The organism is Streptomyces sp. RKAG337, assembly GCF_023701715.1.
Lineage (GTDB): Bacteria > Actinomycetota > Actinomycetes > Streptomycetales > Streptomycetaceae > Actinacidiphila.
The window spans coordinates 3,425,687-3,449,086 of record NZ_JAJOZA010000001.1 but is presented as its reverse complement, the minus strand read 5'-3'; the positions used below and the strand labels follow the sequence as shown (position 1 = coordinate 3,449,086).

At 71.8% G+C, this 23,400-nt stretch carries 21 protein-coding genes; 16 read left to right on the top strand and 5 right to left on the bottom strand.

The window, feature by feature from the left end; all coding sequences use genetic code 11:
* Window positions 1-12: 12 nt before the first annotated feature.
* The 4 genes from grpE to LNW73_RS15100 form a co-directional block, all read right to left on the bottom strand.
* Window positions 13-546, bottom strand: a complete 534-nt coding sequence (gene grpE / locus LNW73_RS15115; protein ID WP_250976958.1) for a nucleotide exchange factor GrpE — start codon at window positions 544-546, stop codon at window positions 13-15.
* Window positions 543-1,718: a tetratricopeptide repeat protein gene (locus tag LNW73_RS15110; RefSeq protein ID WP_250990252.1), complete on the bottom strand. Its 1,176-nt coding sequence runs from the start codon at window positions 1,716-1,718 to the stop codon at window positions 543-545. The genes grpE and LNW73_RS15110 overlap by 4 nt, the downstream gene beginning before the upstream one ends.
* 53 nt (window positions 1,719-1,771) lie before the next feature.
* Window positions 1,772-3,367 (bottom strand): Hsp70 family protein, encoded by a 1,596-nt coding sequence (locus tag LNW73_RS15105; protein WP_250990251.1) that lies wholly within the window; start codon window positions 3,365-3,367, stop codon window positions 1,772-1,774.
* 150 nt (window positions 3,368-3,517) lie between these two features.
* Window positions 3,518-3,922, bottom strand: a complete 405-nt coding sequence (locus LNW73_RS15100; RefSeq protein ID WP_250976961.1) for a pyridoxamine 5'-phosphate oxidase family protein — start codon at window positions 3,920-3,922, stop codon at window positions 3,518-3,520.
* 81 nt (window positions 3,923-4,003) lie between these two features.
* On the opposite strand from LNW73_RS15100, the gene clpB reads away from it, so the two are divergent.
* On the top strand, window positions 4,004-6,607 hold the full coding sequence (gene clpB, locus LNW73_RS15095; protein ID WP_250992927.1) for an ATP-dependent chaperone ClpB: 2,604 nt from the start codon (window positions 4,004-4,006) through the stop codon (window positions 6,605-6,607).
* A 92-nt stretch (window positions 6,608-6,699) separates the two neighbouring features.
* On the top strand, window positions 6,700-7,251 hold the full coding sequence (locus LNW73_RS15090; RefSeq protein WP_138358838.1) for a YbjN domain-containing protein: 552 nt from the start codon (window positions 6,700-6,702) through the stop codon (window positions 7,249-7,251).
* Between the two features lie 76 nt (window positions 7,252-7,327).
* On the opposite strand, the gene LNW73_RS15085 is transcribed toward LNW73_RS15090, so the two are convergent.
* A complete protein-coding gene (locus LNW73_RS15085; protein WP_250990250.1) occupies window positions 7,328-8,542 on the bottom strand; it encodes a hypothetical protein in 1,215 nt (404 codons plus the stop codon).
* 270 nt (window positions 8,543-8,812) lie between these two features.
* Between LNW73_RS15085 and LNW73_RS15080 the strand changes: the two genes are divergently transcribed.
* From LNW73_RS15080 to LNW73_RS15015, 14 genes are all read left to right on the top strand, one after another.
* Window positions 8,813-9,586: an ANTAR domain-containing protein gene (locus LNW73_RS15080; RefSeq protein WP_250990249.1), complete on the top strand. Its 774-nt coding sequence runs from the start codon at window positions 8,813-8,815 to the stop codon at window positions 9,584-9,586.
* A 150-nt stretch (window positions 9,587-9,736) separates the two neighbouring features.
* Window positions 9,737-10,453 (top strand): ANTAR domain-containing protein, encoded by a 717-nt coding sequence (locus tag LNW73_RS15075; protein ID WP_250990248.1) that lies wholly within the window; start codon window positions 9,737-9,739, stop codon window positions 10,451-10,453.
* A gap of 155 nt (window positions 10,454-10,608) precedes the next feature.
* Window positions 10,609-11,775, top strand: a complete 1,167-nt coding sequence (locus tag LNW73_RS15070) for an aminotransferase class I/II-fold pyridoxal phosphate-dependent enzyme (RefSeq protein ID WP_250976965.1) — start codon at window positions 10,609-10,611, stop codon at window positions 11,773-11,775.
* A 703-nt stretch (window positions 11,776-12,478) separates the two neighbouring features.
* Window positions 12,479-13,000, top strand: coding sequence for a DUF2617 family protein (locus LNW73_RS15065; protein WP_250990247.1), 522 nt, complete (start codon window positions 12,479-12,481; stop codon window positions 12,998-13,000).
* A gap of 167 nt (window positions 13,001-13,167) precedes the next feature.
* On the top strand, window positions 13,168-14,757 hold the full coding sequence (locus tag LNW73_RS15060; RefSeq protein ID WP_250990246.1) for a polyamine aminopropyltransferase: 1,590 nt from the start codon (window positions 13,168-13,170) through the stop codon (window positions 14,755-14,757).
* 148 nt (window positions 14,758-14,905) lie between these two features.
* On the top strand, window positions 14,906-15,706 hold the full coding sequence (locus tag LNW73_RS15055; RefSeq protein WP_250990245.1) for a carbon monoxide dehydrogenase subunit G: 801 nt from the start codon (window positions 14,906-14,908) through the stop codon (window positions 15,704-15,706).
* A 55-nt stretch (window positions 15,707-15,761) separates the two neighbouring features.
* Window positions 15,762-16,559 (top strand): aldose epimerase family protein, encoded by a 798-nt coding sequence (locus LNW73_RS15050; RefSeq protein WP_250976969.1) that lies wholly within the window; start codon window positions 15,762-15,764, stop codon window positions 16,557-16,559.
* A 38-nt stretch (window positions 16,560-16,597) separates the two neighbouring features.
* A complete protein-coding gene (gene pyrE, locus LNW73_RS15045; RefSeq protein WP_138357064.1) occupies window positions 16,598-17,137 on the top strand; it encodes an orotate phosphoribosyltransferase in 540 nt (179 codons plus the stop codon).
* Between the two features lie 204 nt (window positions 17,138-17,341).
* Complete coding sequence (gene fbaA / locus LNW73_RS15040; RefSeq protein WP_164294589.1) at window positions 17,342-18,364, top strand: class II fructose-bisphosphate aldolase; 1,023 nt, start codon at window positions 17,342-17,344, stop codon at window positions 18,362-18,364.
* A gap of 129 nt (window positions 18,365-18,493) precedes the next feature.
* The gene (locus LNW73_RS15035) at window positions 18,494-18,907 is read left to right on the top strand and encodes a DUF3151 domain-containing protein (protein ID WP_250990244.1); all 414 of its coding nucleotides are present in this window, start codon (window positions 18,494-18,496) and stop codon (window positions 18,905-18,907) included.
* A gap of 405 nt (window positions 18,908-19,312) precedes the next feature.
* The gene (locus LNW73_RS15030; RefSeq protein WP_250990243.1) at window positions 19,313-20,119 is read left to right on the top strand and encodes a DUF3152 domain-containing protein; all 807 of its coding nucleotides are present in this window, start codon (window positions 19,313-19,315) and stop codon (window positions 20,117-20,119) included.
* 82 nt (window positions 20,120-20,201) lie between these two features.
* The gene (locus LNW73_RS15025) at window positions 20,202-21,080 is read left to right on the top strand and encodes a tryptophan 2,3-dioxygenase family protein (RefSeq protein ID WP_250990242.1); all 879 of its coding nucleotides are present in this window, start codon (window positions 20,202-20,204) and stop codon (window positions 21,078-21,080) included.
* A complete protein-coding gene (gene kynU / locus LNW73_RS15020) occupies window positions 21,073-22,365 on the top strand; it encodes a kynureninase (protein WP_250990241.1) in 1,293 nt (430 codons plus the stop codon). The genes LNW73_RS15025 and kynU overlap by 8 nt, the downstream gene beginning before the upstream one ends.
* 3 nt (window positions 22,366-22,368) lie before the next feature.
* The gene (locus LNW73_RS15015; protein WP_250990240.1) at window positions 22,369-23,343 is read left to right on the top strand and encodes an alpha/beta hydrolase; all 975 of its coding nucleotides are present in this window, start codon (window positions 22,369-22,371) and stop codon (window positions 23,341-23,343) included.
* Window positions 23,344-23,400 lie beyond the last annotated feature (57 nt).

Sequence of the window (23,400 nt, the reverse complement as noted above, 5' to 3'; positions counted from 1 at the left end):
GCAACGAACGCACTACTCGGCCGCGTGGACCAGCACCTGTTGGGCGCGGATCAAGCGGGGCCCCATCGCGTAGCCGTGGCGCACGATGCGCGCGACGTGGCCCACGAGGTCGGGGCTGAGGGCCGGTACGGTGCCCACGGCCTCCTGGGTGGCGGGGTTGAAGACGCCCGCTTCGATCGGCATCCGCGTCATGCCGTACTTCTCCAGGACCGTGGAGAGCTCGGCGCGGACGGAGTCGGCGAAGGGGTCGGTCTCGCGCTCGACGCGGTCGAGCAGCAACACCAGGTCGTACAGGAGCGGCTGGACCGTGCGGCCCTCGGCGAGCTTGCGGGTGTGGTCGAGCTCCTGGTGGAGCTCCTCGACGGAGCGGCGGGTCTCGCGGTCGTTGAGCAGCCGGCGGCGGAACTGGTCGCCGAGCGCGGCGACTTCGTCGCGCAGCCCGTCGACCGCGTCGGCGACGACGTTGAGCACGTCGGGGCCCGGGGAAGCGGGCGCGGGCGGTGCGGCGGGCGCCTCCGGATGCGGTGGCGGCGGCGGAATGCTCACGATTGGCTCCAGTCCGGCTGTACGGCGTTCGGGGGCAGCGATTTGCGGGCGTGCCACCAGCGGGGCTTCCAGCCGAGGCGGACCAGGAGCACGAGCGTCGCGAGCAGCAGCAGGTTGCCGGTCCAGTCCGCGACGCCGCCATCGGGCAGGGCGTAGACGATGATGGCGAAGATCAGCACGATGCCGAACATGCTCTTGCGCCCGCGCCAGGTCTTTCCCGTCGCGTAGCGCGCGGCGGCCTGGTCGGTGTGGAGCTTCTGCACGAGTTCCTGGTCGGTGGGCTGGACGGCGAGCGCCTGGTCCACGATGCCGTCGATGCGGCGGGCGGCCTCGGCCGAGGTGATCAGCCGTTGCTGGGTGAAGGGGTGGTAGGTCTTGGCGCCCTCGGCGCGGAGCGACCAGATGGAGCTGATCTGGTTCCGCAGCCCGGCGTGCTCCGGCTGGTCGGTCAGCGCGCGCTCGTAGTGCTGCAGGGCCTCGTCGTACCGGCCGGCCGCGTACAGGGCGTCACCCAGGTAGATGCGGTATTCGGTGTTGTCCTGCTCCAGCGCGCAGGCCTTCAGGTGCCAGGTGATCGCGGTCGGGAGGTCGTTGACCGCGCGACTCGCTCTGCCCATGAGGAAGTGGCTGTACGCGTTGCGCGGCGCGAGGGTGATGGAGCGGCGGAACTCCTGGATGGCGGCGGCGGTGTCCCCGGCGTCCAGGTGCAGTGCCCCGAGGAGCTGCCAGGCGTCGGCGTTGGTGTCGTCGAAGTGGACGGCCTGCTGGGCCTCGTAGAGGGCGGCGGTGGGGTTGCCGCGCCGGACCTCCGTGCGGGCGGCCTCCAGCCAGTCGCGGGTCCGCGGGGCGTCCCCGCCCTGCTGGCCGGGGAGGGACTTGCCGCCGGCGCGCTGCTGCGGCTTCGCCTTCGGTTCCGGCGCGCGCAGCCGCTGGGTGCGCCGGGTGTCGTACGCGGTGCGGCGGGCCGGGTCGAGGAGTTCCTTGCGGGCCTCGGTGATCTGGGCGACCCGGTCCTCGGCCTCGCGGCGCTTGTCCGCGCTGGGGGCGCGGCTGGCCTTGCCCGCCCAGGCGCGCTGCTGGACGTCGAGCTTCTTGCCGAGCTCCTCGGCGCTGTCGGCGGGGTCGAGCTCGAACTCGGCGTAGTGGTCCCGGAATTCGCCGGTGCTGGTCATGGGGTTGAGACTCCGGTCAGAGGGCGGCGCGAGGGATCAGACGTGTGCGGAGTTCAGAGCGCGGAGATCCGCGCGACCCGGTCGCTGAGCGCGTCGAGTTCCTGGGAGGTGAGGTTGTCCAGCCGCTCGACCTCGAACTCGCCGAGCCACTTTCCGCTGGTGCCGTCCTTGACCTCGACGTGGATGATCCCGTCGACGTCGTAGGAGTAGAAGACCTCGAACGGGGCGCCCACCGGGTACGGCGGGATCTGCAGGGTGCTCTCGCCGACGACCTTGACGTAGTCCAGGTCCTCGCCGTCGCCCTCGGTCACGGCGACGCGCAGCTTCGTCTGCTGGTTGGCGAGCGTGTGGAAGGTGTCGCTGCGGCGGGTCGGGACCGAGGTGTTGCGGGGCACGATGATCGAGTTGTACTGCAGCGAGTGGTCGTGGTCGTGGGTGGCCACCATGCCGAGGGACTGCGAGGTGACGTCCTTGATGGACTTGATCTTGCCCTTGGTGAGCCGGGCGAGCCCGTCGCCGGGCGACGTCTCCACGACGGCACCGCTGCCGATGTACTTCTTCTTCTCCTTGGCCTGCTCGCCGCGCACCTGGGCGTCGAGGCCGACCAGGGCCGCCCCGAGGGCGACGACCTCGTCCTGGTTGATACCGCGCTCGGGGTCCTTGCCGGAGAGCCGCTTGACCAGGTCCGCGACCATCGGCATCCGCGTCGAACCGCCGACGAGCAGCACCCGGTCGATACCGGCCCAGGTGAGCGAGGCGTCGGTGAGGACGCCCTCGGTGATGATGCGGGTGCGGTCCAGCAGGTCGGCGCTGAGCTCCTCGTACTTCTCGCGGGTGATGCGGATCTGCTCGTGCCGGCCGTCGGCGGAGAGCATGACGACGGCCTGCGGGGCGTTGGACAGGGTGCGCTTGGCGATCTCGGCCTTGTCGCGGAGCTCGGCGAGCAGCGCGCCGTCGTCGGTGAGGTCGCGCCCTCCGGCGGCGGTGAACGCCCCGTTGAGGTGCTCCATGAGGACGCCGTCCCAGTCGAAGCCGCCCAGGTTGCGGTCGCCGTCGGTGGCGATGACGTCGTAGTCGCCGTCCACGACGCGCATCACCGTCACGTCGAAGGTGCCGCCGCCGAGGTCGTAGACCAGGACGGTGCCGATCTCCTCGCCGTCGTCCGCGCGGTCGAGCCCGTAGGCGAGCGCGGCGGCGGTGGGCTCGTTGACGATGCGCAGCACCTCGAAGCCGGCGATCTGGCCGGCGTCCTGGGTGGCGCGCCGCCTGGCGTCGTCGAAGTAGGCGGGGACGGTGATGACGACCTGGTCGACGGCCTCGCCCAGCATCATCTCCGCGTCCTCGCGCAGCCGCTTCAGCACGAGGGCGGAGATCTCCTCGGGCCGGTAGGCGACACCGGTCTCGGAGGTGTAGATGGCGTTCGGCTCGCCCATGTAGCGCTTCGCGAACTGGATGACGTGGTCGGGCGCGGTCATCGCGGAGCGTTTGGCCTGGGATCCGACGACCACCGTGTCGCCCTGGAACATCACCACGGACGGGGTGATGTTCTCCCCCTCACGGTTCCTGACGATGGTGGCCGCGCCCGACGCGTCGGCCACCGCCATCGCGGAATAGGTCGTTCCGAGATCGATCCCCAAGACACGCGCCACAGCACTCTCCCCGTTGTCGGCCGTTCCACCGCACCGGACATGATGCCGTGTCACGTACAAGTGCCGCCAGGCCCTTGGGAGATCGGGGCTTGACGGGAGGGGCTGGTGGTGCTGGTGGGATCAGAGCGGACGGACCTGGGGCGGGTGGGGTCAGGCGCTGCCCATCGCGCGGGTCAGCGCGATCTCGATGACGACGCGGTCGGGGTTGAAGGCGGGCGTCCGCGCGTAGCGCTCGCCGTAACGGCGGACGGCGTCGGCGATGCGTTCCGGATCGGTGCTGACCGTCGCGACACCCTCCAGGGTGGCCCAGCGGCCCTTGTCGACCTGGCACGCGGCCACCCGGGCGCCGTCGGGTCCCGCGGCCAGGACGTTCGCGACCTTGCGGCTCGCCTTGTTGGTGATCACCCGGGCGAGGCCGGCCTCCGGGTCGTACGTCACGCCGACCGCGACGACATGCGGGCTGCCGTCGGGCCGTGGTGTCGTGAGGGTGCACAGGTGATATTCGCGCCAGAAGGACAGGTACGCGGATTCGGGGTTGCGTAGGTCTCGGGCCATGGGAATGCACGCTACCGTTCCAGGGTTGAGTGGCATAGACTCAACTTGAATGAGTGATCAGACAGGAGGTTGCAGGTGGCCGTGGAAGCGGAGCTGACCAACAAGAGCCGGGAAGCGCTGAACACCGCCAACGCACACGCGGTGTCCGCCGGGAACCCGGACCTCACCCCCGCACATCTGCTGCTCGCCCTGCTGGGTGCAGCCGACAACGAGAACATCGTGGACCTGCTGGCAGCGGTCGGCGCCGACGCCGCGGAGCTGCGCGCGGGCACCGAGCGGCTGATCGCCGCGCTGCCCGTCGTCCAGGGCGCCACGGTCGCGCCCCCGCAGGCCAACCGTGACCTGCTGGCCGTCGTCGCGGACGCGTCGCAGCGCGCGAAGGACCTCGGGGACGACTACATCTCGACCGAGCACCTGCTCATCGGCATCGCCGTCAAGGGCGGCCAGGCCGGCGAGCTGCTCGTCCAGCGGGGTGCCACGGCCAAGAAGCTGCTGGACGCCTTCGAGGCCGCCCGGGGAGGACAGCGCGTGACCAGCCAGGATCCCGAGGGCACCTACAAGGCGCTCGAGAAGTACGGCACGGACTTCACCACCGCCGCCCGCGAGGGCAAGCTCGACCCGGTGATCGGCCGGGACCAGGAGATCCGCCGGGTCGTCCAGGTGCTGTCCCGCCGCACCAAGAACAACCCGGTGCTGATCGGCGAGCCCGGCGTCGGCAAGACCGCCGTCGTCGAGGGCCTCGCCCAGCGCATCGTCAAGGGCGACGTGCCCGAGTCGCTGCGCAACAAGCGGCTGGTCTCGCTCGACCTCGGCGCGATGGTCGCGGGCGCCAAGTACCGCGGCGAGTTCGAGGAGCGGCTCAAGGCGGTGCTCTCCGAGATCAAGGAGAGCGACGGCCGGGTCATCACCTTCATCGACGAGCTGCACACGGTCGTCGGCGCGGGCGCCGGCGGCGACTCCGCCATGGACGCGGGCAACATGCTCAAGCCGATGCTGGCCCGCGGCGAGCTGCGGATGGTCGGCGCCACCACGCTCGACGAGTACCGCGAGCGCATCGAGAAGGACCCGGCGCTGGAGCGCCGCTTCCAGCAGGTGATGGTGGCGGAGCCGTCCGTCGAGGACACCATCGCGATCCTGCGCGGGCTCAAGGGCCGCTACGAGGCGCACCACAAGGTGCAGATCGCGGACTCGGCGCTGGTGGCCGCCGCCACCCTGTCGAACCGCTACATCACCTCCCGGTTCCTGCCGGACAAGGCCATCGACCTGGTGGACGAGGCAGCCTCCCGGCTCCGGATGGAGATCGACTCCTCGCCCGTCGAGATCGACGAGCTGCAGCGCGCCGTCGACCGGCTGCGCATGGAGGAGATGGCGCTCAAGAACGAGACGGACCCCGCCTCCGTCCAGCGGCTGGAGAAGCTGCGCAAGGACCTCGCCGACAAGGAGGAGGAGCTGCGCGGCCTGACCGCCCGCTGGGAGAAGGAGAAGGAGGGCCTGAACCGCGTCGGCGCCATCAAGGAGAGCCTGGACGAGGTGAACACCGACATCGAGCGCGCCCAGCGCGACGGTGACTTCGAGGCCGCGTCCAAGCTGCTCTACGGCGAGAAGCCGCGGCTGGAGGCCGAGCTGGCCGAGGCCACCGAGGCCGAGGCGGCCGCCGCCAAGGACACCATGGTCAAGGACGAGGTCGGTCCTGACGACATCGCCGACGTCGTCGGCGCCTGGACCGGCATCCCGGCCGGCCGGCTGCTGGAGGGCGAGACCCAGAAGCTGCTGCGCATGGAGGACGAGCTGGGCCGCCGGCTCATCGGCCAGACCGAGGCCGTCCGCTCCGTCTCCGACGCGGTACGCCGCTCGCGCTCCGGCATCTCCGACCCCGACCGGCCGACCGGATCGTTCCTGTTCCTCGGCCCCACCGGCGTCGGCAAGACCGAGCTGGCCAAGGCGCTGGCGGACTTCCTCTTCGACGACGAGCGCGCCATGGTCCGCATCGACATGAGCGAGTACGGCGAGAAGCATTCCGTCGCCCGGCTCGTCGGCGCCCCGCCCGGCTATGTCGGCTACGAGGAGGGCGGCCAGCTCACCGAGGCCGTCCGGCGGCGCCCGTACAGCGTGGTGCTGCTCGACGAGGTCGAGAAGGCGCACCACGACGTCTTCGACGTGCTGCTCCAGGTGCTCGACGACGGCCGGCTCACCGACGGCCAGGGCCGTACGGTCGACTTCCGCAACGCGATCCTGATCCTGACGTCGAACCTGGGCAGCCAGTACCTGGTCGACCCGGTGCTCGGCGACGCGGAGAAGAAGCAGAGCGTCCTGGAGACGGTGCGGATGTCCTTCAAGCCGGAGTTCCTGAACCGGCTCGACGACATCGTGGTGTTCAGCGCGCTGAACAAGGAGGAGCTGCGGCACATCGCCCGGCTGCAGACGGACCGGCTCGCCGACCGGCTGCGGGACCGCCGGCTGGTCCTGGAGGTCACCGACGCCGCCCTGGACTGGCTCGCCGACGAGGGCAACGACCCGGCGTACGGCGCGCGGCCGCTGCGCCGTCTGGTGCAGACCGCGATCGGTGACCCGCTGGCCCGCGCGATCCTGTCCGGCGAGGTCGTCGACGGCGACACCGTCCGGGTCGACCGGGCGGGCGAGGGCCTGATCGTCGGCCCCGCGCCGTCCCTGTCCAAGACGGTCTGACCAGGCCGCCCCCGGCGTGGATCCGCCGGGGGTTGCCAGACCCCTCGGCGCATGGGGGAGGATGGAAGGAATCCGTACGAAGGGAACTCACGGTGAGCATCGATCCGTCCTCGATTCCTAATTTCGGGGGCCAGCCGGACCCCGAGCAGAACGGCCCCGCCGCCAGCGCGGTCATCCCCGACCAGGACCTGGTCAAGCAGCTGCTCGAACAGATGGAGCTGAAGTTCGTCGTCGACGACGAGGGTGACCTCGCGGCGCCGTGGGAGGAATTCCGCGCGTACTTCATGTTCCGCGGCGAGGAGGACCAGCAGATCTTCGCGGTCCGGACCTTTTACGACCGGCCGTACACCGTCGATGACAAGCCGCAGCTGCACGAGGTCATCGACGACTGGAACCGCCGCACCCTGTGGCCGAAGGTCTACACGCACACGCACGACGACGGCTCCGTCCGTCTGATCGGCGAGGCGCAGATGCTGATCGGCCTGGGCGTCAACCTGGAGCACTTCGTCTCCAGCACGGTCAGCTGGGTACGCGCCTCGATCGAGTTCGACAAGTGGGTCGTGGAGACCCTCGGACTCGAGAAGGACGTGGACGCCGACGGCGGCGCCAAGGGCGACGAAGGCACCAACGGCGACGACGCCTGACGCAGCCCGGATCTTGGATCTTGGATTGTGGATCTTGGGTTGTGTGGGTTGTGAACGCCGGATCGAAAACGCCGGATCAGACCGGCGCGGAGACGACCGTCAGCAGGTACGTCCCGTAGAAGAACGAGAGCCCGGCCAGCGCGGCCACCGCTACGGCGGCGGTGCGCGGCCGGGCTTTCGCCAGTGCCAGGGCGGCCGGGATCAGCAGCGGGAAGGCCGGCAGCAGGAAGCGCGGCTTGGATCCGAAGTAGTGCGAGCCGCCCAGCGCGATGAGGACCAGCACCCCCGCGTAGACCGCGAGCGGCAGCGGGATCCGGTCCAGCAGGGCCAGCGCGAGCAGCACCAGTGCGGCGGCGGTGATCGCGACGACCATGTAGTTCATGAGCTGGTCGCGGTCGAGGATCAGATGCCGGACGTACTCCACGGAATTGCGGCCGAAGTCGAACTCCGATCCCCAGCCGCGCTGCACGTCGAAGTACCCCAGCGGCCGGCCCGTCTGCAGGCCCACCCAGCCGACGTACCCGCACCAGCCCAGCGGCGCGATCAGCGCGCCCGCCCAGGCCGCCCGCTCCTGCGGCAGCCCCTCGCGGCGGCGCCGCCAGGCGTCGGCGGCGACGGTCACGCCGACGGCCGCCACCACCGCGACGCCGTTCGGGCGGGCCAGCCCGGCGAGCAGCGCCAGCACCCCCGCGGCGAGCCAGCGCCGGGTGAGCAGTGCGTGGAGCGCCCAGGCGGCGCAGGCGGTCAGCAGCGGCTCGGTGTACGCCATCGTCAGCACGACGGAGTGCGGCAGCAGCCCCCACAGCAGCACCAGGGCGATCCCGGCCCGCCGGCCGTACAGCCGCTCGCCGATCGCGTGGATCCCCCAGGCGGCCAGGGCGGCCGCGCCCCAGGAGATCAGCAGCGCGGTGTTGACCCGGCCGATGGGCAGGACGGCGGAGCCGGCCCTGATCAGCGCCGGGTAGAGCGGGAAGAACGCCAGGTCGCTGAAGCTCATCCCCTGCGTGGTGGCGGACGGGAAGAACGTCCCGTAGCCCCATTCGGCGATCCGCTCGTACCAGCGCGCGTCCCAGCTCTGCCCGAAGAGACTGCGCGGATGCAGTCCGGCGTGCACCGCCCACGCCGTCACCAGCACGGCGCCGGCCAGCCGGGTGGCGGCGAAGAGGACCAGGGCGGGGGCGGCCCGGCGCAGCGAGCCGCGCCAGGCGAGGGCCCGGCCGGGCGGCGCGTCGGGTGCGGGGTGCGACCCGTTGGTTCGGGGGCTGGACGAGACCGGCTCGGCCGTGTGCACCGTACCGCTCCTTTCGGGCCCGGTCGGGGCGCCGTCGGGTCCGCCCGGCTCCGCTCGGAGTGGCGGGTCTGACCGTACGACTATGCGGTGATCGTCCTGAGCCGAACGTGCTCCCCGGCGCACGCCGAGTCGCATTCCACCCGCTTGGCGGACGCCCTTGCCCGGCCCCGGGGGCAGAGGCATTCTGGATTCGAACGGTGTCGCAATAAGGCGCCGGGAAAACATCGTTGGGCGCGGTAGCAGGGCGTCGGCTCCTCGCGGGAAGCTCGGATGGTGGATTCCAAAGTCACTGAACTGATCCGGTTCCTGGTCCTGAGTGGTGGTCAGGGACCGCCGCGTGACTGGACCAGGCTCTGCGCCGAGGTGCTCGGGGTCGACGGGATCGCGATCTCCGTGGCCTCGGACGGCACGGAACTGCTGTGGTTCAGTGACGAGCGGAGCGCGCGGCTGGACGATCTGCAGTTCACTCTCGGCGAGGGCCCCAGTGTGGAGGCCGCCCGGGACGGGTCGCTGAACCTGGAGTCCGATCTGGAGCGCGCGTTCGGGGAGCGCTGGCCCGCCTTCGTCCCCGCCGCGGTCGACTCCGGGGTGCTGGCGGTCTTCGCCTTCCCGCTGCGGCTCGGCGCGATCTGCTGCGGCGGGATGACGGGCCACCGGCGGCGGCCGGGACCGCTGGGCGAGCAGGCCGTCGCGGACGCGCTGACCATCGCCGACGCCATGGCCGTCTACCTGCTGGCGCTGGGGCCGCGCGAGACGGGCCCCGCCGCCCTCACCGCCGGTACCGGGTACCCGGGCGGCGGGGACGGGAACGGCGGGAACACCGGCGGCGGTCTCGGGAGCGGGTTCCTGACCGGGTTCGGAGACCTGCACCGAGCGGAGGTGCACCAGGCGGCCGGGATCAGCAGCGTCCTGCTGGACGTGCCGCTGCCGGAGGCGTTGGTGCGGCTGCGCGGGCACGCGTACGCGTCGGACCGCCCCATCCTCGATGTCGCCCGGGACATCATCCGCGACCGCCTGCGGTTGCCGCGCGACCCGGCATCGTGAAGGACCGGGCGGAAAGGCGACAGGACGGAGCGGGCCGGGGCGGAACGGGGATGAGGCGGAGCGGGGATGGGGCGGGGCGCGACTGGGCGGGACGGGACGGCGCACGGTACGGCTTCGGAACCACGTTCGGCGGCAGAAAGGCAGGCGGTCATGGATCGCGAACAACGGCTGGCCGACACCTTCGTCGAGTTGGCGGACACGCTGATCGACGACTTCGACATCATCGAGTTCCTCCATCAGCTGTCCACCCGGTCCGTGGAGCTGCTGGAGGTGTCCGCCGCCGCGATCATGCTCGCGCTGCCCGGCGCCGATCTGCAGCCGGCCGCCGCCTCCGACGACCGCGCCGACCTCTCCGATCTGCTGGCGCTGAACCAGCGCGAGGGCCCCGCGCTGGACTGCTACCGCACCGGATCACCGGTCGGGCCGTTCGACGTCGCCCGCTCGACGCCGCAGTGGCCGGGCTTCGCCGGCCAGGCCCGCCGCGCGGGATACGGCGTGGTCTGCGCGCTGCCGATGCGGCTGCGGCGCGAGATGATCGGCTCGCTGCTCCTGCTGCGCGCCGGCGCGACACCGCTCGACAGCGCCGACGTCCGGCTGGCGCAGGCCCTTGCCGACGCCGCCACGATCGGCATCCTGCACCAGCAGACGCTGCACCGGCACGCCGCGCTCACCGCCCAGCTGCACACCGCGCTGCACAGCCGCATAGCGATCGAACAGGCCAAGGGCGTGCTGGCCGCCCGCTGGGGGACCACCGTGGACGAGGCCTTCAACGCGATGCGCCGCCATGCCCGCACCCAGCGCCGGCTGCTCAGCGATGTCGCGCACGACATCGTCAACGGCGGATTCCAGCCGGACCGGGTCGAGTAACCCCCAGCGCACCCCGTCTCCCCCTGCCACCGTCCCCCGCCGCATATCGTGAGCCTCCTGTGGTGGGCCCAGGGAACTGGCTCAGGGAAGTGGCTCAGGGAACTGGCCGAGGGAAGAAGTGGCCCAGGGAACTGGCTCAGGGAAATGGGGAACGCATGGGTGAGTGGAGTCCGGCCGCGCGGGTGCGGGGCGTCGGAACGTCGATCTTCACCGAGATGACGGAGCTGGCCAGAAGGACCGGGGCCGTCAATCTGGGGCAGGGGGTGCCGGAGCTGGCCAGTCCCGCGACGCTGCTCAAGGACGTGGCCGAGGCCGTACTCGCGGGCAACAACCAGTACCCGCCCGCCACCGGCTTCCCCGCGCTCCGCACCGCCGTCGCCGAACACCAGCTGCGGCGCTACGGGCTCGACTACCGGCCGGACGGCGAGGTGCTCGTCACCACCGGTGCCACCGAGGCCATCGCGGCGGCGCTGCTCGCGTTCTGCGACCCCGGGGACGAGGTCCTGGCCTTCGACCCCTGCTACGACGCCTATCCCGCCGCCGCCCGGCTCAGCGGCGCCACGCTGGTCGGCGTCCCGCTGGAGGCCGACGGCGACGGCTTCGTGATGAACGCCGACGCGCTGCGCGCCGCCGTGACGCCCAGAACCCGCGTCCTGGTGCTCAACACCCCGCACAACCCGATGGGCAAGGTGTTCACGGCCGCGGAACTCGACGCGATCGCCGACGTCTGCCGGGAACACTCGCTCATCGTGGTGACCGACGAGGTGTACGAGCACCTGGTCTACGACGAGACCCCGCACCGGACGATCGCGGCGCTGCCCGGCATGCGGGAGCGGACGCTGATCATCTCCTCGGCGGGCAAGACCTTCAACGTCACCGGCTGGAAGATCGGCTGGATCTGCGGACCCGCGCCGCTCGTCGCCGCCGCCGGCTCCGTCAAGCAGTTCCTCACCTACGCCTCCGGCACCCCGTACCAGGAGGCGCTGGCCCGGATGCTCGGCTCCGTCGAGGAGTGGGCGGCGGAGCTGCGCGGCACCCTGCGCACCAACCGCGATCTGCTGAGCGACGGCCTGAAGCGGGCCGGGCTGCGCCCGTACCGCGCGGAGGCCGGGTACTTCCTCCAGGCGGACGTCCGGCCCTGGGGCTATACGGACGGCGTCACGTTCTGCCGGGAACTGCCGGAGCGGGCGGGCGTCGTCGCCATTCCGACGTCGGCGTTCTACCAGGGGCAGGACGCCCCTTCCTGGCTGGTCCGATTTTCCTTCTGCAAGCGCGAGGAATCGGTACGTACCGCCGTCGACCAGCTGGTGCGGGCCCGCTGAGAAGTTTTCGAACCTCTGGACTTCCTCAACTCTGCTTTCGAGCCGATTCGGCGGGGGCATCACCGTCGCACGAACACAATCACAGCTCAGGAAGACGGGGGGCGGGGAAGATGCGTGCATTCCTCATTGGTCTGGTCGCGGTAGTGGTCATCATCGCCATAGCGGTGCAACTGCAGCACCGGAGCCGATCGGTGAACCTGCGCAAGGGACGGGGCCGCGGACGGGGCCGGGCGGGCGCGGACAGCGCGAGCGCCACGGCGGGAGGCGGCAGCTGGTGGGCCTTCAGCGGCTCGGACGGGGGCGGCTCCGGGGGCGGCCACCACGGCGGGGGCGGTCACCACTCCTGTGGCGGCGGGCATTCCTGTGGCGGCGGTTCGTCGTGTGGCGGGGGTTCGTCCTGCGGAGGAGGCGGCGGCTGCGGCAGCAGCTGATCGGTGGAATTGCATGTGGCCCATGCCCATTCGCATATGCGCCCGGTGGAACTGTCACCCGCCGGGCGCAGTTGTGGTGAACACCTGAACCGATACGCGCTCCTGGGGATGTAAAGCGCGCGCAGATGGGTAAAAAGGCTGAAGGCACCCCGCGTTTCATGATTCCGTATCTACCGGACCCCACGTGGGCACGAGCCGACGTACGTTCCCGCCAGATCCACCAACTGGTGCGGGTCGGCCCATCATCCACTGCGTGCTTGCGGAGCCGACCCATGCTCACCACTCTCCAGACCGCTTACACCGATACCCGTGCCGGAGACCTGGCCTGGTGCCTGGGCAGGGAAGCGCTGCCCGCGCTCGCCGTGCTCGACCTCCAGCTCAGCGGCGCGGACCAGCCCCCCGTGCAGGTGCAGATGCGCCTGCTCGGCGCCTCCCACCAGGTACTCATCGAATCCGAGGGCGGCGGTTGTTCGGAAACCGTCGCCTGCATCCCGGGAAGTCAGACTCCGCTCCCTTTTGGCGTCGCCAAACGGATCGGCACATGGGACTACGAATTCGCGGCACGCGTCGAGACGTTGTCGCGCGGCTCCTTCGCGGGCCGGGCGCAGGAACTGCTCGCGCTGGTCGCGGATCATCCGCACGGTCTCGCGGGAACGTTTCCCGGGGATCCGCACGCGTTCACCGCGATGCTCGTCCAGCACAGCGAGGGCAGCGTCCGCTGGCGCACCTGGCACGCCTATCCCCAGGAAGGGCGGTTGGTGGCGACGAGGTCGCGCGTCAGTGCCCTTCCGTAGCCGTACGGGGGCGGGTCGTGGGCGGAGTGCGCTTCGGTGCCGGCGCTCGGAGCGCACTTTTGCGAGCCGTGGTGGTACTCATCGCGCCCTCAAGTGACGTCAAGTGCCCTCAAAATGCACCCCTGTGGGTGACAAATGCGACCGCAAGCCTGACATAGCGTTCATTCATGATCGACCAGTCAAGCCGCCGGTCCGCCGTGCGGCTCCCCGTACCGGTCGGCCCGGCCCGTGCACTGGTCCTCGCCGCCGTCTTCGTCTGCGCCGCCTGCGGCCTGATCTACGAGCTCGAACTCGTCGCGCTCGCCTCGTACCTGGTCGGTGACTCCGTCACCCAGGCCTCCGTCATCCTCTCGGTGATGGTCTTCGCCATGGGCGTCGGCTCCCTGCTCGCCAAGCGGATACGGTGCGTCGCGGCCGTCGGGTTCGCGGGTGTGGAGGCGGCGCTCGCGCTGGTCGGCGGCCTCTCGGTGATGGCGCTGTACGCGTGCTTCGCCTGGTTCGGCATGGCGCGTCCGGCGATGATCGGCTGCGCGTTCGCCATCGGCGTGCTGATCGGCGCCGAGATCCCGCTGCTCATGACGCTCATCCAGCGGATCCGCCGGCAGGACGCGAGCGGCGCCGTCGCCGATCTCTTCGCCGCGGACTACGTCGGCGCGCTGGCCGGCGGACTCGCCTTCCCGTTCCTGCTGCTGCCGGCGTTCGGCCAGCTCACCGGCGCGCTGGTCACCGGCGCGGTGAACGCGGTCGCCGGCGCCGCGATGGTGCTGTGGCTGTTCCGCAACGACCTCACCCCGAGCGCCCGCAACTGGCTGCTCGTCGCCAACCTCGGCGTGCTGGCGGTGCTCGGCGGCGCCGCCCTCACGGCCGGCCCGTTCGAACAGGCCGCGCGGCGCGCGGTGTACGGCGGCGATGTGCGCGTCGCCGAACAGACCGATGTGCAGGAGATCGTCCTCACCGGGGGCTCCGGCGCCCCCGTGCAGCTGTTCTTCGACGGGCGGCTGCGGGTCTGCGGAGCCGACGAGTTCCGGTACCACGAGGCGCTGGTGCACCCGGCGATGGCCGGCAGGCACTCCCGCGTCCTCATCCTCGGCGGCGGCGACGGCCTCGCCCTGCGCGAGGTGCTCCGGTACCCGGACGTCACGTCGGTGACCGTCGTGGACCTGGATGGCGAGCTCGTCCGGCTCGCCCGCACGGACGCCGACCTCGTCGCCCTCAACCGGCACGCCTACGCCGATCCGCGGGTCCACACCGTCACCGCCGACGCCTTCGACTGGCTCCGGGCCGGCCGCCCGGGGCCGTACGACGTGATCCTCGCCGATCTGCCCGACCCCGGGATCTCGCGCAGCGCGAAGCTGTACTCCGAGGAGTTCTACGGACTGGCGGGCCGCGCGCTGGCCCGGGACGGGCGGCTCGCCGTCCACGCCGGCTCGCCGAGCGCGGCCCGGCACACCTACTGGACGATCGACGCGACGCTGCGGGCCACCGGGCTGCTCACCGTGCCGTATCTGACCGGCGGGCGGGACTGTGGGCCTCCGTCGGGGCCCGACCGCTGGTCCGGCAGGACCGGTGACGGTCCCACCGACTGGGGCTTCGTGCTGGCCTCGCGCGTCCAGCCGGAGCTGCGCCTCGCCCCGGACGCGCCACCGCTGCGCTCACTGACCCCGGCGGCCCTGCGGTCGCTGCGCGAGGCCGCCTGGGCCTCCCGCGAGAGCGGACTCGCGCCTTCCACGCTGATGCGGCCGCGGGTGGGGGGCTGAGGGTGGGGGCTGAGGGGGTGGCGGCCCGGTTCCGCGCCTGCTGCCGGGGCCGGTTCCGGTCCGGCCCGAAGGCGTGGCTCGGGCCCGCGCCCGGTCCGGCCGGTGCGACCCGGTGACCTGGGCGGCCGACGGTCGGTAGGCTCCCCGCATGGAGCATGAGGTGTTCGTTCCGGTCCTGGCGGAAACCATTCGGCAGGCACTCGCCGATCCGGCCCGCGTCGCCGCGAGCCTGCCCGGCTGGCAGCCCGACCCCGGCGGGGACGTTCTCACCGGCCGGCTGCGCGTGCGGGCCGGCGGTTCGACGATCACCTACCGCGGCTCGCTCCGCGTCACCGAGCGCGCCGGCGGGTTCTCCGTCGAGGGCGAGGGCGCGGAGGCCCGCGGCACCGGCACCGTGAAGTTCTCGCTCGGAGTGCTCGTCGAGGAGGCCGACCAGGCCGTTCCCGGCACGATGCTGTCCTTCACCGGCACCGCGACCGCCGACGGCCGGCTCGGTACGTTCGACGGCCCCGCCCGCGAGACCGCGGCCCGCCGGCTGCTCGACCGCTTCACCGCGGAACTGACGGCCGGGCTCCCCGGACTGCCCGAGGAACCCGATGTCGTCGACGGCCTCGACGGGGCCGACGAGGGCGGGGAACCGGACCCGGCCGAGGAGATCGCGCTGGTCGAGGTGGACCTGAACGAGGTCGAGGTGGAGGTCGAGGTCCCGGAGACCGCGGCCGAGCTCGACGACCTCGAACCCCCGGCCGAGGCCGCCCACGCCCGCCGCACGATGATCGGCCGCAGCGCGGAGGAGGTCGACCACGCCCCGCCCCGCGGCCGTTACGCCCCCGCGCCCTCCGCGGCGACCACCTCCACCACCGCCACCCTCCGCTGGGCCGCACCCGCCGCCGCGGTCCTGGTGGCCTCCGCGGTCGTGGTGGGCCGGGTGCTGCGCCGCCGGCGGTAGGCCCCGGCGGCCGGCGGGGCACACATGATCGAGGGACAGGCCCTACGCTCATACGGTGACGACTGGGAAGAAACTGACGGCGGGCGACGCCGAACTGACCGTGGTGCCGCAGGACGGCTGCCGTATCGCCTCGCTGACGGTCGGCGGGACCGAACTGCTGCGCCAGGGCGACCGGTACGGCGCGTTCATCATGGTGCCGTGGTGCGGCAGGACCGAGAACGGCCGGTTCCGCAACGGCGGGATCGTCCACCAACTGCCGGTGGACGCGCCCCCGCACGCGATCCACGGCACGGGCCGGCACACCGCGTGGCACGACGGTCCCGACGGTACGGACTCGGCGGCGTCGTACTACTTCGACCTGGCCGACCCGTGGCCGTATCCGGGCCGTGTCACGCAGACCTTCGAACTGGGCGAGAACGAGCTGCGGATGACCCTGTCGGTGGAGGCGTCCGCCGACTCGTTCCCGGCGCAGGCCGGCTGGCACCCCTGGTTCCTGCGGAACCTCGGGCAGGGCGGCCGTGACGCCGAGGTGGACTTCAGCCCGGCGTGGCAGGAGGAGCGCGGCGACGACCACCTGCCGACGGGCAAGCGGACCGAGCCGAAGCCCGGACCGTGGGACGACTGCTTCGGCATGCCGGACGGTGTGGACGTGTCGCTGACCTGGCCCGGCGAGCTGCGGGTCCGCGTGACCAGCCCGGCCGAATGGGTCGTGGTCTACGACGAGCAGCCCGAGGCCGTGTGCGTCGAGCCGCAGTCCGGGCCGCCGAACGGCCTCAACACGCTGCCGCGCCTCGTCACGCCGATCGATCCGCTGGAGATCACGACGGTCTGGTCCTGGGAGCGGCTGGGCTGATTCCGCCCGAGCCGATCGCGGCGGCTAATCTCGACGCCATGAGTGACGTGCGCGAGGCCCTGCTGCAGCAGATCAAGGACAAGGCCGTGGTCCACGGCAAGGTGACCCTCTCCTCCGGGCTGGAGGCCGACTTCTACGTCGACCTCCGCCGGATCACCCTGGACGGCGAGGCGGCGCCGCTGACCGGCCAGGTGATGCTGGACCTGACCAAGGACCTCGACTTCGACGCCGTCGGCGGACTGACGCTCGGCGCCGACCCGGTGGCCGGCTCGATGCTGCACGCGGCCGCCGCCCGCGGCCGCCGGCTCGACGCCTTCGTCGTCCGCAAGGCGACCAAGGCCCACGGCATGCAGCGCCGGATCGAGGGCACCGAGGTCAAGGGCCGTCGCGTCCTGGTCGTCGAGGACACCTCGACCACCGGCGGCTCGCCGCTGACCGCCGTCGAAGCGGTGCGCGAGGCCGGCGGCGAGGTCGTGGCCGTCGCCGTCATCGTGGAGCGCGGCGCCGCCCCGGCGATCGAGGCGGCCGGGCTGCCGTATCTCGCCGCCTACTCGCTGGCCGACCTCGACCTCGGCTGAGTCCCGGCTGCGCTGGGAAGCCCGGGAAAGAGCTTCTGACCTGCGGATTCACCGGCCCCCTGGATGTTCCACGTGGAACCCCCAGGGGGCCTTCGCATGCGAGGTGCGCACCGAGGTGGTGTTCGAGCGGGTCTCTGGGAGGATGGTGCCGACAAAGACGTCGTACCGCAGTATCAGGACCCGCACATCACGAGGAGCGGACAAATGCCCATCGCAACCCCCGAGGTCTACAACGAGATGCTCGACCGGGCGAAGGCAGGCAAGTTCGCCTACCCGGCCATCAACGTGACCTCGTCGCAGACGCTGCACGCCGCGCTGCGCGGCCTGGCCGAGGCGGAGAGCGACGGCATCATCCAGATCTCCACCGGTGGCGCGGAGTTCCTGGGCGGTCAGTACAGCAAGGACATGGTCACCGGCGCGGTCGCGCTGGCGGAGTTCGCGCACATCGTGGCCGAGAAGTACCCGGTCACCGTCGCGCTGCACACCGACCACTGCCCGAAGGACAAGCTGGACGCGTACGTCCGTCCGCTGCTCAAGATCTCGCAGGACCGTGTCGCCGCGGGCCGCCTGCCGCTCTTCCAGTCCCACATGTGGGACGGCTCGGCGGAGAACCTCAACGACAACCTCGCCATCGCGCAGGAGCTGCTCGCCCAGGCCGTCAAGGCCAACATCATCCTCGAGGTGGAGATCACCCCGACCGGTGGCGAGGAGGACGGTGTCTCGCACGAGATCAACGACTCCCTCTACACCACCCCGGACGACGCGTTCCGTACCGTCGAGGCCCTCGGCCTGGGCGAGAAGGGCCGCTACCTGCTGGCCGCGTCCTTCGGAAACGTGCACGGCGTCTACAAGCCGGGCAACGTCGTCCTGCGCCCGGAGATCCTCAAGGAGCTCCAGGTCGCGGTCGCCGAGAAGCACGGCAAGGCCAACGCCTTCGACTTCGTCTTCCACGGCGGTTCCGGCTCGACGATCGAGGAGATCAACGAGGCCCTGGAGAACGGCGTCGTCAAGATGAACATCGACACCGACCTGCAGTACGCCTTCACCCGGCCGGTCGCGGACCACATGTTCCGCAACTACGACGGTGTGCTGAAGGTCGACGGCGAGGTCGGCAACAAGAAGGTCTACGACCCCCGCGTCTGGGGCAAGTCCGCCGAGGCCGGCATGGCCGCGCGCGTCGTCGTCGCCGCCGAGAACCTGCGCTCCGCGGGCAACAAGATCAAGTAATTCGCGGCGCCACCGCGCAGTGCCGCTCCATGGCACGACCGCGCGGTAATGCTCCACACGCAGCCCCCTGGGTCCGCCGTTCCGGCCCGGGGGGCTGCGTGCTGTCCCGGACAGGGCAGACTGGAACGCATGGCCATTCACAAAGACCTTCTCGGGGGTCCGCCCCCGACCCATCTGCCCGACGACCCGGAGCCGCGCGAGCTGCTCGCCTCCGGGGCGGCGCCCTCCGAGGTAGCCGCCAAGTACCCCGCCTCCTCTCTGGCCTGGGCCCAGCTCGCCGACGACGCCTTCGAAGGGGGCCGGGTCGTCGAGTCGTACGCCTACGCGCGCACCGGCTACCACCGCGGCCTCGACGCGCTGCGCCGCGCCGGCTGGAAGGGCCACGGCCCGGTGCCGTTCGAGCACGAGCCGAACCGCGGCTTCCTGCGCGCGCTGCACGCCCTCGCCCGCGCCGCGCAGTCGATCGGCGAGAAGGAGGAGTACGAGCGCTGCTCGTCCTTCCTCCGCGACAGCTCGCCGACCGCGGCGGACACCCTCAGCTGAGGAACCGGCGACGGGACCTGCGACGAGAGCCGCGACGGGACCCCGGACCGAGCCCCGGGCGGGACGAGTGGTGTGACGCGTGAGGGAACTCGCGTACGTCACCCACCTCTTGGGCTGATCCGGCCTTCTCCCGTCCGGCCGCCGATTGCCCCCGAACTGCAGCAGAAGCTGACAAAAATTCATGCGGTTTGGCATTGGACCGAACCCATGTGTGATTGTGAGCGTCATTGTCTGTGAGCACCGTGGGAGCAGTCGGCGGCCGGGGAGGCCGCCACCCCGGTGGCGCCTTCAGGGGGAGCTTTGACCCATCACGCACCGGTGGCCGGCGGCGACCGACAGCGAGGCCCCAGCCGTCGGGGGAGCCGGAGCCATGCCGCGCGCCGGCGTCGGCGTGCCCAACGGCGCGTGCGGCTGCTGCTGACCCTCACCGTGCTGGCCGTACTGGTCGGCGGTGTCGCCGCGTGGTGGAGCGGTGGTTCGGACGACGTCGCGGACGCGTCGGCGCCGACCGCGCCGGCCGCCGCGTCCTCCCCGACCGCCGCCGCGTCGAAGGACGTGCCGCCGAGCGCGGCCCCCAAGAGCCCCAAGGCCTCGGCGTCGGCAAGCGTGACGAAGGGCGGCGGCAAGTCGACCCCGGTACCGAAGTCGGGGCCCGGCACCTTCAAGGCGGGCAAGGGCAAGGGCGACGGCTCCACGGTCGGCAAGGGCGTCATCCGCACGTACCGGGTCCAGGTGGAGGACGGCATCCTGGTCTCCGCCGACCAGGCGGTGGACGAGGTGGCGGCGATCCTCGCCGACCCCCGCAGCTGGACCCGTGACGGCAAGCACGGCTTCCGCCAGGTGTCGTCCGGCAGCGCGGACCTGGTCATCCGGATAGCCACGCCCGACACCGCCGACGCGCTCTGCCTGGCCGCCATCCACCAGGACACCGGGAACGAGCTGAACTGCGAGGTCCCCGGCGGTGTGGTGGTGAACCTCCGGCGGTGGATCCTGGGCTCGCCGACGTTCACCGGCCCCATCTCCGACTACCGCGCCCTGATCATCAACCATGAGGTCGGGCACAGCCTCGGCCACGGCCACGAGGGCTGCCCCGGCCCCGGCAAGCTCGCGCCCGCGATGATGCAGCAGATCAAGGGCCTCGACGGCTGCCTGCCGAACGCCTGGCCGTACGACCGCCAGGGGCACTACATCAGCGGCCCGCACGTGACCTGAAGGCCTTGCCGAATCACCGCGCTCGACAGATGATCTCGGCGTGGCCCGGTGACCCCGGGCCGAGATCCTGAAGGGAACGGAAATGTCCGAAACACCGGCCGAGAGTCCGGAGACCCCGAACCTCGACTTCCAGGGCACCACCCCTTACGAGGACTACGTCCAGGCGGATGTCCTCACCCACCTTCAGCACACCCTCTCCGACGACCCCGGAGAGATGGTCTTCCTGGTCACCACCCAGGTCATGGAGCTGTGGTTCACCGTCCTCGTCCATGAGTGGCACACCGCGGGGCAGGCGCTCCGTGAGAACGACATCCCGACGGCGATGGCGGCGCTCAAGCGCAGCACCTACGAGCTCGAATCGCTCAACGCCTCCTGGAAGCCGCTCGCGCACCTCACCCCCGGGCAGTTCAACGCGTACCGCAGCGCGCTCGGCGAGGGCTCCGGATTCCAGTCCGCGATGTACCGGCGGATGGAGTTCCTGCTCGGCGAGAAGTCGGCGTCCATGCTCGTCCCGCACCGCGGCTCGCCGCGGGTGTACGCCGAGCTGGAGAAGGCCCTGCACGAGCCGAGCCTGTACGACGAGGTGCTCGGCCTGCTGCAGCGGCGCGGCCACGACATCCCCGCCGAACTCCTCGAACGTGATCTCTCGCTGCGCTACGAGCCCGACCCGGCCGTCGAGCGGGCCTGGCAGCGGATCTACTCCGCCGCCGAGGCCACTCCGGAAGCCGCCGAGACGACTCCGGGGGCCACCGCCGGTGACGCCGATCTGCTGCGGCTGGGCGAGGCGCTGACCGAGGTCGCCGAGCTGGTCTGGCGCTGGCGCAACGACCATCTGGTGGCGACCCGCCGCGCGATGGGCTCCAAGACGGGCACCGGCGGCTCCGCGGGCGTGGCCTGGCTGGAGAAACGTGCCACCAAGAACGTCTTCCCCGAGCTGTGGACGGCGCGCAGCCATGTCTGACGCCTCGCTGCGGGAGGAGGCCGGACGGCTCGACGCCGCCGACGGGCTCGCCGAGATCCGCGACCGGTTCACCCTCGACGAGACCGTCTACCTGGACGGCAACTCCCTGGGCGCCCTCCCCGGCACGGTCGCGCCCCGGCTGCGGGACGTCATCGAGCGCGAATGGGGCAGTCTGCGCATCCGCTCCTGGGACGAGAGCGGCTGGTGGACCGCACCCGAGCGGATCGGGGACCGCATCGGCGCGCTGATCGGCGCGGCCCCCGGCCAGGTCGTGGCCGGCGACTCCACCAGCGTCAACGTCTTCAAGGCGGTCGTGGCGGCCGTCCGGATGGCGGGGGAGGACCGCACCGAGATCCTCGTGGACGCGGCGACCTTCCCGACCGACGGCTACCTCGCCGAGTCCGCGGCCCGGATGACCGGCCGTACCGTCCGGCCCGTCGCGGCCGGGGCGATGGCGGACGCCATGGGCGACCGCACCGCCGTCGCGCTCGTCAACCACGTCGACTACCGCACCGGGCGGCTGCACGACCTGCCCGGTACGACGGCCGCCGCCCACGCGGCGGGCGCCCTGGTCGTCTGGGACCTGTGCCACAGCGCGGGCGCGCTGCCGGTCGGTCTCGACGCGCACGGCGTGGACCTCGCCGTCGGCTGCTCGTACAAGTACCTCAACGGCGGCCCCGGCGCGCCCGCGTACCTGTACGTCCGCCGTGATCTGCAGTCCCGCTTCGACTCGCCGCTGCCGGGCTGGAACTCGCACGCCGATCCCTTCGGCATGAGCTCCGACTACCGCCCCGCCGACGGCGCCGTCCGCGGCCGCGTCGGCACGCCCGACATCCTGTCGCTGCTGGCCCTCGACGCCGCGCTCGACGTCTGGGACGGCGTCGACATCGCGGTCGTACGGGCCAAGAGCCTGGCCCTGACCGACTTCTTCCTCGCCTGCGTCGAGCGGTACGTGCCGGCCGGCCGGGTCACGTCGATCACCCCGGCCGCGCACGAACACCGCGGCAGCCAGGTCGCGCTGCGCTGCGACGACGCCGGCGAGGTCATGCGCCGGCTGACCGAACGCGGTGTGGTGGGCGACTACCGGCGCCCCGACGTCCTGCGCTTCGGCTTCACCCCGCTCTACACGCGGTTCGATGACGCGGAACGCGCCGCGCAGGTGCTCGCCGACGTGCTCCGCGAGGTCGACGAGGAGGCCGGTGCGAAGCCCGGCCCAGAGGTCGTGGAAGCCGGCGGCGAAGCCGGTGCGCCGTCCGGCCACGACGCCGTTGAAGGGAACCGATAACCGATGCCGGCCTCCACGCCCGAGCACGCCGCCCACCGCGCACCGGCTCCGGCCGGCCCCGGCCCGGCGGACGCCGCCGCGAAGCGTGCGGAGGCGGAGGAGGCATCGGCCTTCGCGCACGCGGCCGTCCCCCCGGACGTGACCGCGGCCTACGGTGAACTGCCCGACCAGATCGCCGACTTCTACCGGCCGCGCAGTGTGCCCGGCACCGCCGTACGGCCCGCGCCGCTGGTCGTGGTGGTGCACGGCGGTGCCTGGCGCGCACCCTACGACCGCCGGCACATCTCGCCGTTCGCCGCCTACCTCGCCGGCCGCGGCTTCGCCGTGGCGTCGGTGGAGTACCGGCGCGGCGGCGAGGAGCCGCCGTCCGGCGGCGACGGCTGCGCCTACCCGCGCGAGGACGCCCCGCCCGCGGGCCGTTGGCCGGACACGCTCGACGACATCGCCGCCGCCGTCGACGCCCTGCCCGCGCTCGCGGTGCGGGCGCTGGGCGCGGACACGGTGGACCCCCGGCGGGTCGTGCTCACCGGGCACAGCGCCGGCGGTCACCTGGCACTGTGGGCCGCCGCCCGCAACGCCCTTCCGCTCGATTCCCCCTGGCATCGCCCCTCGCCTCCCCCGTTGCGCGGTGTCGTCGCCCTCGCGCCGATCGCGGACTTCGCGTCCGCGATCCGGCTGCGGGTCTGCTCCGACGCCGTCGTGCAGTTCCTCGGCGGGCCCGAGCACGTCACGGCGCGGCTGCCCCACGCCGATCCCGCCGCGCTGCTGCCCACCGGTATCGCCACCACCATCGTGCAGGGGACCACTGACAATGTGGTTCCGCCGCAGGTCGCGAGGGCTTTCGCGGCCGCCGCGGCACTGGCGGGCGAGGAGGTCACCGAGGCGGTGCTGGACGGCATCGGGCACTTCCCGCTGATCGATCCGGCCGCCGGCGCCTGCGCCGTCGTCGCCGAGGAGATAGCGCAACTCGCCTGGTAACGGGCGGACCGGCGACCGTCCGAGCCGCCTTCCGGCGGACCCGTGTAGTCCCTGAGA

Excerpts from the sequence above, each read along its gene's own strand:
- LNW73_RS15110 (WP_250990252.1), bottom strand. The coding sequence starts at position 1,718 with ATGACCAGCACCGGCGAATTCCGGGACCACTACGCCGAGTTCGAGCTC.
- LNW73_RS15100 (WP_250976961.1), bottom strand. The coding sequence starts at position 3,922 with ATGGCCCGAGACCTACGCAACCCCGAATCCGCGTACCTGTCCTTCTGG.
- LNW73_RS15080 (WP_250990249.1), top strand. The coding sequence starts at position 8,813 with ATGGTGGATTCCAAAGTCACTGAACTGATCCGGTTCCTGGTCCTGAGT.
- LNW73_RS15075 (WP_250990248.1), top strand. The coding sequence starts at position 9,737 with ATGGATCGCGAACAACGGCTGGCCGACACCTTCGTCGAGTTGGCGGAC.
- LNW73_RS15070 (WP_250976965.1), top strand. The coding sequence starts at position 10,609 with ATGGGTGAGTGGAGTCCGGCCGCGCGGGTGCGGGGCGTCGGAACGTCG.
- LNW73_RS15065 (WP_250990247.1), top strand. The coding sequence starts at position 12,479 with ATGCTCACCACTCTCCAGACCGCTTACACCGATACCCGTGCCGGAGAC.
- LNW73_RS15060 (WP_250990246.1), top strand. The coding sequence starts at position 13,168 with ATGATCGACCAGTCAAGCCGCCGGTCCGCCGTGCGGCTCCCCGTACCG.
- LNW73_RS15055 (WP_250990245.1), top strand. The coding sequence starts at position 14,906 with ATGGAGCATGAGGTGTTCGTTCCGGTCCTGGCGGAAACCATTCGGCAG.
- pyrE (WP_138357064.1), top strand. The coding sequence starts at position 16,598 with ATGAGTGACGTGCGCGAGGCCCTGCTGCAGCAGATCAAGGACAAGGCC.
- fbaA (WP_164294589.1), top strand. The coding sequence starts at position 17,342 with ATGCCCATCGCAACCCCCGAGGTCTACAACGAGATGCTCGACCGGGCG.
- LNW73_RS15035 (WP_250990244.1), top strand. The coding sequence starts at position 18,494 with ATGGCCATTCACAAAGACCTTCTCGGGGGTCCGCCCCCGACCCATCTG.
- LNW73_RS15025 (WP_250990242.1), top strand. The coding sequence starts at position 20,202 with ATGTCCGAAACACCGGCCGAGAGTCCGGAGACCCCGAACCTCGACTTC.
- kynU (WP_250990241.1), top strand. The coding sequence starts at position 21,073 with ATGTCTGACGCCTCGCTGCGGGAGGAGGCCGGACGGCTCGACGCCGCC.
- LNW73_RS15015 (WP_250990240.1), top strand. The coding sequence starts at position 22,369 with ATGCCGGCCTCCACGCCCGAGCACGCCGCCCACCGCGCACCGGCTCCG.